We start from the raw sequence: 8,725 nt of genomic DNA on the forward strand, positions 1-8,725 counted from the left end.
CCTCGGCCGGGCCAGCCAGGCGGCCCAGGTCGTCGACCAGGGCCGACGTCTCCAGGTCGACCCGGACGCCGCTCGCGCGGGCGAGCCGGCCCGCGTCCCGCAGCAGCCCGTCCGACACGTCGAGCATCGCCGTGGCGCCCGCCCGGGCGGCGGCCGGACCGGCGGCGAGCGGGGAGACCGGGCGCAGGAACGACCCGACGAGCTCGGGGTCCAGGTCGGTCCGCCCCGCCTCGAGCAGCGCGAGGCCCGCGGCGGACCACCCGATCACGCCGGCGTGCGCGACGACGTCCCCGGGCTGGGCGCCTGAGCGCAGCACCGGCGCACGCCCCTCGAGGTCGCCGTGCGCGGTGACGGCCACGACGACGAGCGGGCCGCCGGACAGGTCGCCGCCGACCACGCCGACCCGCAGGGGCTCGCACTCCGCGGCGAGCCCGCGCGCGAGGCCCTCCACCCACGAGACGGGCAGGTCGCCCGGGATCACCAGCGCGACGACGATCCCCGTCGGTCGGGCACCCATCGCGGCGACGTCGGCGAGGTTCTGCACGGCCGCCCGGCGCCCGACGTCGTCTCCCGACGACCACGAGCGCCGGAAGTGCCGGTCCTCGACCAGGACGTCCGTGGTCACCACGACCCGGCCGTCGGGCGCGGCCAGGACGGCGGCGTCGTCCCCGGGCGGCACGAGCGTGTCGGCCCCCGCGGGAAGCAGCGGGAAGATGCGGGCGAGCAGCGCCTCCTCGGACAGCTCGGAGACGAGCGGGCGGTCGGTCGGGGTGTCGCCGGTCACCCGGACACGGTAGAGGTTCGGCGCCCTGCTCGGGTTACCGTGACCGGGTGCCCCTGCTGCCCCCGAGCCGACGCCTGCCCGCCGCCGCCTCGGTGCTCGGGCTGACGCTCCTCGCCGGCTGTGCGAGCACCGTCCCGGCGCAGGTGGCCCCGCACGCGACGGACCCCGTGTGCGCGTCCGTGGTGCTGGCCATGCCCGACTCGCTGGGCGAGGGCCTCCCCCAGCGGGACACGACGGCGCAGGCGACGACGGCGTGGGGGGACCCGGCGACCCCGATCGTGCTGCGCTGCGGCGTCGAGCCCCTGGGGCCGACGACGGACCACTGCCAGACCGTCGAGACCCCCGGCGGCCCCAGCATCGACTGGGTGGTCGTCGAGGGTGACGACGGCGACTGGACGTTCACCACCTACGGCCGCGAGCCCGCGGTCGAGCTGCACATCCCGGCCGCCGTCGCGACGGCGCGCTCGACGTCCTTCGTGGACCAGCTGGGACCCGCGGTGGCCATGACCGAGCAGGTCAGGACCTGCCTGTAGGGCAGCCCGCCCGTCAGCGCCCGTACTGCGCCGCGACCGGGCAGTCGAACGCCGCACGGTCCGCCAGGCCGACGCGGTTGAGGTAGTCGACGACGATCTTGTACGACCGGAAGAACCCGACCTCGGTGTACTTGACGTCGAGCTTCTCGCAGTAGTCCCGGACGACCGGCTGCACGTGCTTGAGGTTCGGGCGCGGCATGCTGGGGAAGAGGTGGTGCTCGACCTGGTAGTTGAGCCCGCCCATCATGAAGTCGACGGCCAGCCCGCCCCGGATGTTCCGCGACGTCAGCACCTGCCGACGCAGGAAGTCGACCTTGAGCCCGGCGGGGATGATCGGCATGCCCTTGTGGTTGGGGGCGAACGACCCGCCCAGCAGCACGCCGAACAGGGCCATCTGCACCCCGATGAACGCCGCGGCCTTGCCGGGAGGCAGCAGCCAGAACAGCAGCCCGACGTACACCACCAGACGCGTCAGGACGATCGGCGCCTCGACCCACCGGTGCGGCACGGTCCCCTTGGCCAGCAGCAGCCGGACGCTCGACAGGTGCAGGCTCATGCCCTCGAGCGTGAGCAGCGGGAAGAAGAACCAGCCCTGGTTGCGGCCGAACCAGGCGCGCCAGCCGCTGCGCGTCTCGAGCGCGTCCTGGGTCCAGACGACGACGCCGGGCGCGATGTCCGGGTCCGCCCCCACCTGGTTGGGCGAGGCGTGGTGCCGGTTGTGCTTGTTGCGCCACCACGTGTGGCTCAGGCCGACGAACCCGCCGGCCAGGATGCGGGACGTCCAGTCGTTCCAGGGCCCGGACTTGAAGATCTGGCGGTGCGCGCTGTCGTGCCCGAGGAAGGCGATCTGCGTGAGCACGATCGCGAGCACGGCGGCGACGGCCAGCTGCCACCACGAGTTGCCGATGAGGACGACGGCCACCCACACGCCGGCGAACGCCAGCACGGCGGCGACGAGGCGCGTCCAGTAGTAGACGTAGCGGCGGCCCAGGAGGCCCGACTCGCGGACGTAGGCGGCYAGGGCCGAGTAGTCCTGCGTGGTGGCGGCACGCGCCGGAATGGGTGCCCCGGGCGACACAGTGGCGCTCATGCGCTCGCCTCGCGGGTAGTTTCTGCCTGCGGGACGAGCATGGAGTTCACCAGCGATCTACGTGAGCCGACGCTGCCTGCCGGCCGTGCGGCACACCCCGTTCCGGGGTGCGGAGGGGCGCGGAGCGTCCCGACGGTGATGGGGGGACGACCACCGCGGACGACGTCGTTGTCGGTCGCGGTCCACCACGAATGCCCTGAGGGTAGCCTGGCGCGCTGAATTTGGGCGTACGCCCACGCCCCCTGCCGACGTACATCGAGGGAGCGTTCACCGCAGGCCGGTCGGACGCGCGAGCGCGAGCCGCAGCAGCTCGTCCACGAGCTCGGCGTAGCCGACCCCGGACGCCTCCCAGAGGCGCGGGTACATGGAGTACGGCGTGAAGCCGGGCATCGTGTTGATCTCGTTGACCACCACGCCGCCGTCCGGGGTGACGAAGACGTCCACCCGCGCGAGCCCCTCGCACCCGACCGCCTCGAACGTCCGCACCGCGGCGTCCTGCACGGCCGCGACGATGCCCTCGGGCAGGTCCGCGGGGCAGGACAGCGTCACGCCGGCCTCGTCGAGGTACTTGGCCTCGAAGTCGTAGAACGCGTGCCGGGGGTCGACCACCAGGATCTCGCCCGGCAGCGACGCACGCGCCCGGTCCCCGTCGTGCCCGCCGAGCACGCCGCACTCGATCTCGCGCCCGACGATCGCGGCCTCGACGATGACCTTCGGGTCGTGCTCGGCCGCCGCGCGGATGGACGCCGGCAGGTCCGCGAGGTCGGTGACCCGCGAGATGCCCAGGCTGGATCCCGCGCGCGCGGGCTTGACGAACATCGGCAGCCCGAGCTCGGCGAGCCGCGCCGCCACCCCCTCGGGGTCGCGGTCGAGCTCACCGGGCTGGACCACCCGGAACGGCCCGACCGGCAGCCCGTGACCCGCCAGCACCAGCTTCATCATGTGCTTGTCCATGCCGACCGCCGAGGCGAGCACCCCGGCGCCGACGTAGCGCACGTCGGCCAGCTCGAGCAGCCCCTGCAGCGTGCCGTCCTCGCCGAACGGACCGTGCAGCAGCGGGAAGACGACGTCGACCTCGCCGAGCACGCGGGGCAGGTGGCCCGGCTCGAGCACCTGCACGTCGCGGTCGTCGACGGCCTGCGGCAGCAGCACGTGCGCGGCGGTGTCCTCGACCTGCGGCAGGCGTCCGTCGACGATGGCCCAGCGGTCGGGATCGTCGTCCGCCAGCACCCAGCGGCCCGCGGGCGTGATGCCGACGGCCAGCACGTCGTAGCGGTCGCGGTCGATCGCGCGCAGCACGCCGCCCGCCGTGGCGCAGCTGATCGCGTGCTCGCCGGAGCGGCCACCGAACAGGACCATCACGCGAGGGCGGCGACCGACCTCGGGGGTCGGCGCGGCGGTGTGGTCGTGGCCCGAGGGCTGGGAGGTGGCGTCCATCGCGCCCGACCCTACCTGGCGGCGGGGCCTCGGCCCGGCACGTCCGGGTCGTCGTCGGGACATCCGTGGGGCTGCCCACGGACCGCCCGGTGGGCGACCACCGCAGCACCCGACGGATATTCTGCGGCGGTGACCTCCGAGAGCACCGACGACCTCTCCCCCGCGACGCTCGTCGTGTCCGCCGGGCGGCCCCCGCGCGCCCAGGGCGCCGCGGTGAACCCGCCCGTCGTCCTTTCCTCGACGTTCGTCTCCCAGGGCGTCCCCGGCCCGGGCGAGCTGCTCTACGGCCGCATGGACGCCGACGCGTGGCACCCGTTCGAGCAGGCGCTCGGCACGCTCGAGGGGTCGGCGCACCCCGCGCTGGTGTTCGGGTCGGGCATGGCGGCCATCGCCGCAGCCCTCTCCCTGGTGCCCCCCGGCGGCCGGCTCGTGCTGCCGCGCCACTCCTACCAGGTCACCCTCGGGTACGCCCACGACCTGCAGGAGCGCCTCGGCGTCGACGTCGAGCTGGTGGACATCGACGACACCGACGCCGTKCTCGCCGCGCTGCGGCTCCCCACGTCGATGCTCTGGGTCGAGACGCCGACCAACCCCATGCTCGAGGTCGCGGACCTCCCGGTGCTGGTCGAGGCCGCGCACGCGGCGGGCGCGCTGGTGGGCGTCGACAACACGTTCGCGACGCCCCTGGTGCAGCGGCCGTTCGAGCACGGCGCGGACGTCGTCGTGCACTCGGTGACCAAGTACCTGGCCGGCCACACGGACGTCGTGCTCGGCGCCGCCCTGGCCGACGACGACGACCTGCACGCCCGGCTCCACGCGTACCGCACCCTGCACGGGTCGATCGCCGGACCGTTCGAGGTCTGGCTCGCGCTGCGCGGCCTGCGCACCCTGTCGCTGCGCGTGGAGCGCGCGCAGGCCAACGCCGCCGAGCTGGCGCGCCGGCTCAGCGAGCACCCGGCCGTCGCCGAGGTCCGGCACCCGAGCCTGCCCACCGACCCGGGCCACGAGCGCGCGGCGCGGCTGATGGACGGCTTCGGCGCGATCATCGGCCTGCGGCCCGTCGGCGGACCCGAGGCCGCCGACGCGGTGGTCGCGGCGCTGCGGCTGTGGGTGCCGGCGACCAGCCTCGGCGGGGTGGAGTCGAGCCTCGAGCGCCGCCGCCGGTTCGCCACCGAGTCGGTCACCGTCCCCGAGGACCTGCTGCGGATGTCGGTCGGCATCGAGGACGTCGAGGACCTCTGGCGCGACCTCGACCAGGCGCTGACCCGGTCGAGAGGGACCCTCTAGACCCCCTCGGCCTTGTGCGGCCGGGCGAGCAGCAGGGAGGCGAGCTGGTCGACCGGCAGCCCCTCGTGGAGCACCTTGACCACGGCGGACGTGATCGGCATCTCGACGCCCAGGGTCGTCGCCAGCTCCAGCACGGAGCGGCTCGACTTGACGCCCTCGGCCGTGCCCCCGGTCGCGGCGATCGCCTCGTCCAGGGTCATGCCGCGGCCGATGTGCCCGCCCAGCGTGTGGTTGCGTGAGTCGGGCGACGCGCAGGTCGCCATGAGGTCTCCCAGGCCCGCAAGGCCCGGGAACGTGTCGGCGTCGGCGCCGAGCGCCAGGCCCAGCCGCGTGATCTCGACCAGGCCGCGGGTGATGACCGTGGCCATCGTGTTGTAGCCCAGGCCGCGGCCCTGGGAGATGCCGACGGCGAGCGCGATGACGTTCTTCACGGCGCCGCAGAGCTCCACGCCGACGACGTCGTCGTTCGTGTACGGGCGGAAGTAGGCGGATGCGCACGCGCGGGCCACCAGCTGCGCGGTCGCCTCGTCGGTCGAGGCCACCACGGTCGCGGTCGGCTGCCGGTGCGCGATCTCCAGGGCCAGGTTGGGGCCCGAGACCACGGCGACGCGGCCCGCCGGGATGCCGAGGGACTCCGCGACGACCTCGCTCATGCGGCGGTCGGTCGACAGCTCGACGCCCTTCATCAGGGAGACGGCGACGGCGTGCGGGGCGACGGCGTCGGCCAGCGGGGTGAGGGTCGCTCGGGCGCTCTGCGACGGGATGGCGACCGCGACGATGTCGGCGCCCGCCAGCGCGGCCCGGACGTCGTGCGTCGCCGTGACCCGCGCCGGGAGCGCGACACCCGGCAGGTACGCCTCGTTGCGGTGCTCGTCGGCGATCTGCCGGCAGACCGCCTCGTCGCGACCCCAGACCGTGACGTCGCAGCCCGCGTCGGCCATGACGGCCGCGAACGTGGTGCCCCACGCGCCGGCGCCCAGCACGGCGGCGCGCAACCGGGGAGCGCCGGGGACTGCGGGCCGCTCCTCGGCCACCTGGTCCGCCGTCACGGCAGCTCGGGGTGGGTCGCGTGGTCGCCGCCGACCCTCTTCTCGCCCGGCGCGGGCGGCTTGCGCATGTCGTACCGGACCGTCGGCGGCTCCTCGCCGCGGATCTCCTGCAGCTGCGCGGTGATCGCCGCCATGACGCGCTCGGTGGCCTCGCGCAGCGTCTTGGTGTCCTGCGGGCGGTCGTACAGGTCGTCGAGGTACACCGGCGGGCCCGCCACGACCGTCACCATCTTGCGCGGGATGGGCCTGAGCAGCTTCCCGTAGCGGGGCAGCAGCGTCTGCGCGCCCCACTGCGCCACCGGGACGACCGGTGCCCGGGTGCTGAGCGCCAGGCGGGCGATGCCCGTCTTGCCGACCATCGGCCACAGGTCCGGGTCGCGCGTCAGGGTCCCCTCCGGGAAGACCGCGACCGCGTCGCCGGCCTCGATCGCCGCGATCCCCGCGTTGAGCGAGTCCCCGGCCGACGTCGTGTTCCGGTACACCGGGATCTGCCCGGTCGCGCGCAGGACCCCGCCGAGCACGGGCACCTTGAACAGCGGCGCCTTGGCCAGGATCTTCGGGGCGTACCCGTTGTCCCACAGGAAGTGCGCGAACGTCAGCGGATCGATGTTCGTCATGTGGTTCGACGCGACGATGAACCCACCCTCGGTCGGGAGGTTCTCGGTGCCGCTCCAGTCGCGGCGCGTCATGGCGAGCATCAGGGGACGCACGATGCGCGCGACGTTGCGGTAGGCGCGATTGGATCTGGCCGGCGGATGCACGGGAGCAGATGCTACCGGGCGGCCGGCGCGGACCGGACGCTCACGCCCGCGTGAGCTCGCGGCTGAACTCGGCGCCGAGGGCCTCGAGCTTCTGCGTGAACCGCTCGTAGCCGCGGTCGATCAGGCTGATCCCCCGCACGGACGAGGTGCCCTTGGCCGTCAGGGCGGCGATGAGATGGCTGAACCCGCCGCGCAGGTCCGGCACCTCGATGTCGGCCGCGGACAACGGCGTCGGCCCGGAGATGACCGCCGAGTGGTAGAAGTTGCGCTGCCCGAACCGGCACGGCCGGCCCCCCAGGCACTCCTTGTAGACCTGGATCGTCGCGCCCATGCCGACCAGCGCGTCCGCGAAGCCGAAGCGGTTCTCGTAGACGGTCTCGTGCACGATCGACAGGCCCTTGGCCTGCGTGAGCGCGACGACCAGCGGCTGCTGCCAGTCCGTCATGAACCCCGGGTGCACGTCCGTCTCGAGCGTGATCGAGCGCAGGTCGCCGCCGGGGTGGAAGAACCGGATGCCGTCGTCGTCGATGGCGAACTCGCCGCCCACCTTGCGGAACGTGTTGAGGAACGTCGTCATCTCGGGCTGCGTGGCGCCGCGGACGAAGATGTCGCCGCCCGTCGCCAGCGCCGCCGAGGCCCAGGACGCCGCCTCGATGCGGTCCGACAGCGCCGTGTGCCGGAACCCGACCAGCCGGTCGACGCCCTCGATCCGGATCACCCGGTCGGTGTCGACGGAGATCATCGCGCCCATCTTCTGCAGCACGTTGATGAGATCCATGATCTCGGGCTCGATCGCCGCGTTGGACAGCTCGGTGATGCCCTCGGCGCGGACCGCGGTGAGCAGCAGCTGCTCGGTGGCCCCGACGCTGGGGTACGGCAGCGCGATCTTGGTGCCCTGGAGGCGCCGCGGCGCGCGGATGTGGATGCCGTTGTCGGTCTTCTCCACGACCGCGCCGAACTGCCGCAGGATGTCGAGGTGGTAGTTGATCGGCCGGTCGCCGATCCTGCAGCCGCCGAGGTCGGGGATGAACGCCTCGCCCAGCCGGTGCAGCAGCGGGCCGCAGAACAGGATCGGGATGCGGCTCGAGCCCGCGTGCGTGTCGATGTCCGCGACGTGGGCCGACTCGACGTCCGTCGGGTCGAGGTGCAGGACCCCGGCCTCGGCGTCCGCGTCGACCTTGACCCCGTGGAGCTCGAGCAGGCCCGTCACCACGGCGACGTCGCGGATCTGCGGCACGTTGCGCAGCACGCTGGGCGTCTCCCCCAGCAGCGCCGCGACCATCGCCTTGGAGACGAAGTTCTTGGCGCCGCGCACGGTGATCTCGCCCGAGAGGGGGTTGCCACCGTTGACGTACAGCAGATCCGTCATGGAAAGGTCGGTCATCGAACCATCGTCTCCCACGCGCTGGGGTGCTCCCGACCGTCCGGGCTCCGGCGCGCCGAGGCCGTGCGGAACCTTCACACGGTCCGCCGTCGGGATTACTTCTTCTTGGTGTGGCCCTTGCCGGACTTCTTCTTGGCTGCGGCCTTCGCCTTGGCCTTCTTGGCGTCGGCCCGCTTCTTCGCGTCGGCCTTCTTCGCGGCGTCGGCCCGCTTCTTGACGTCGGCCTTCTTCGCCTCGGCCTTCGCCTTGGCCTTCGGTGTGGCCTTCGTCTTCGCCGACGCCTTGGTCGTGGCCTTCGGCTTCACGGCCGTCGACGGAGCCGCGGCGGGGGCGGGGGCTGTGGGCGCGGGCGCCTCTGCCGCGGCGAGGCCCTGCAGCGAGCCCAGGTCCGCGATGGCGC

At 73.6% G+C, this 8,725-nt stretch carries 8 protein-coding genes and 1 pseudogene; 2 read left to right on the forward strand and 7 right to left on the reverse strand.

The genetic code is table 11. The annotated features are described in order from the left end of the window. On the reverse strand, nt 1–784 hold a 784-nt coding region (gene thiL, locus ACXJKG_RS16635; protein ID WP_456846858.1), incomplete at its 3' end, for a thiamine-phosphate kinase. A 47-nt stretch (nt 785–831) separates the two neighbouring features. Here thiL and ACXJKG_RS16640 point away from each other — a divergent pair. Next, nucleotides 832–1,317 (forward strand): DUF3515 family protein, encoded by a 486-nt coding sequence (locus tag ACXJKG_RS16640; RefSeq protein ID WP_456846859.1) that lies wholly within the window; start codon nt 832–834, stop codon nt 1,315–1,317. Nucleotides 1,318–1,330: 13 nt separating this feature from the next. Here ACXJKG_RS16640 and ACXJKG_RS16645 read toward each other — a convergent pair whose 3' ends face one another. Together ACXJKG_RS16645 and ACXJKG_RS16650 are read right to left on the reverse strand one after the other, a co-directional pair. Continuing rightward, a complete protein-coding gene (locus ACXJKG_RS16645; protein ID WP_456846860.1) occupies nt 1,331–2,407 on the reverse strand; it encodes a fatty acid desaturase family protein in 1,077 nt (358 codons plus the stop codon). A gap of 267 nt (nt 2,408–2,674) precedes the next feature. After that, the gene (locus ACXJKG_RS16650; protein WP_456846861.1) at nt 2,675–3,844 is read right to left on the reverse strand and encodes a D-alanine--D-alanine ligase family protein; all 1,170 of its coding nucleotides are present in this window, start codon (nt 3,842–3,844) and stop codon (nt 2,675–2,677) included. A 129-nt stretch (nt 3,845–3,973) separates the two neighbouring features. Between ACXJKG_RS16650 and ACXJKG_RS16655 the strand changes: the two genes are divergently transcribed. Next, nucleotides 3,974–5,131 carry a trans-sulfuration enzyme family protein gene (locus ACXJKG_RS16655; protein ID WP_456846862.1) on the forward strand — a complete coding sequence of 386 codons (1,158 nt, stop codon included), beginning with the start codon at nt 3,974–3,976 and terminating at the stop codon, nt 5,129–5,131. Here the strand turns inward: ACXJKG_RS16655 and ACXJKG_RS16660 are convergent. The 4 genes and pseudogenes from ACXJKG_RS16660 to ACXJKG_RS16675 form a co-directional block, all read right to left on the reverse strand. Further along, nucleotides 5,128–6,180 carry an NAD(P)H-dependent glycerol-3-phosphate dehydrogenase gene (locus ACXJKG_RS16660; RefSeq protein WP_456846863.1) on the reverse strand — a complete coding sequence of 351 codons (1,053 nt, stop codon included), beginning with the start codon at nt 6,178–6,180 and terminating at the stop codon, nt 5,128–5,130. The genes ACXJKG_RS16655 and ACXJKG_RS16660 overlap by 4 nt on opposite strands. After that, entirely contained in the window at nt 6,177–6,941 is a 765-nt protein-coding gene (locus ACXJKG_RS16665) for a lysophospholipid acyltransferase family protein (RefSeq protein WP_456846864.1), read from the reverse strand. Before ACXJKG_RS16665 ends, ACXJKG_RS16660 begins: the two co-directional genes overlap by 4 nt. 40 nt (nt 6,942–6,981) lie before the next feature. Beyond that, nucleotides 6,982–8,310: a UDP-N-acetylglucosamine 1-carboxyvinyltransferase gene (murA, locus tag ACXJKG_RS16670; RefSeq protein ID WP_456846865.1), complete on the reverse strand. Its 1,329-nt coding sequence runs from the start codon at nt 8,308–8,310 to the stop codon at nt 6,982–6,984. A 110-nt stretch (nt 8,311–8,420) separates the two neighbouring features. Beyond that, a pseudogene (locus ACXJKG_RS16675) lies at nt 8,421–8,725 on the reverse strand (hypothetical protein); the annotation flags it as partial.

It is taken from the genome of Cellulomonas sp. P5_C6 (assembly GCF_054049635.1).

What these genes read in the sequence shown, in the direction of transcription:
- murA (WP_456846865.1), bottom strand. Translation starts at nt 8,310, where the DNA reads ATGACGGATCTGCTGTACGTCAACGGTGGCAACCCCCTCTCGGGCGAG.
- ACXJKG_RS16650 (WP_456846861.1), bottom strand. Translation starts at nt 3,844, where the DNA reads ATGGACGCCACCTCCCAGCCCTCGGGCCACGACCACACCGCCGCGCCG.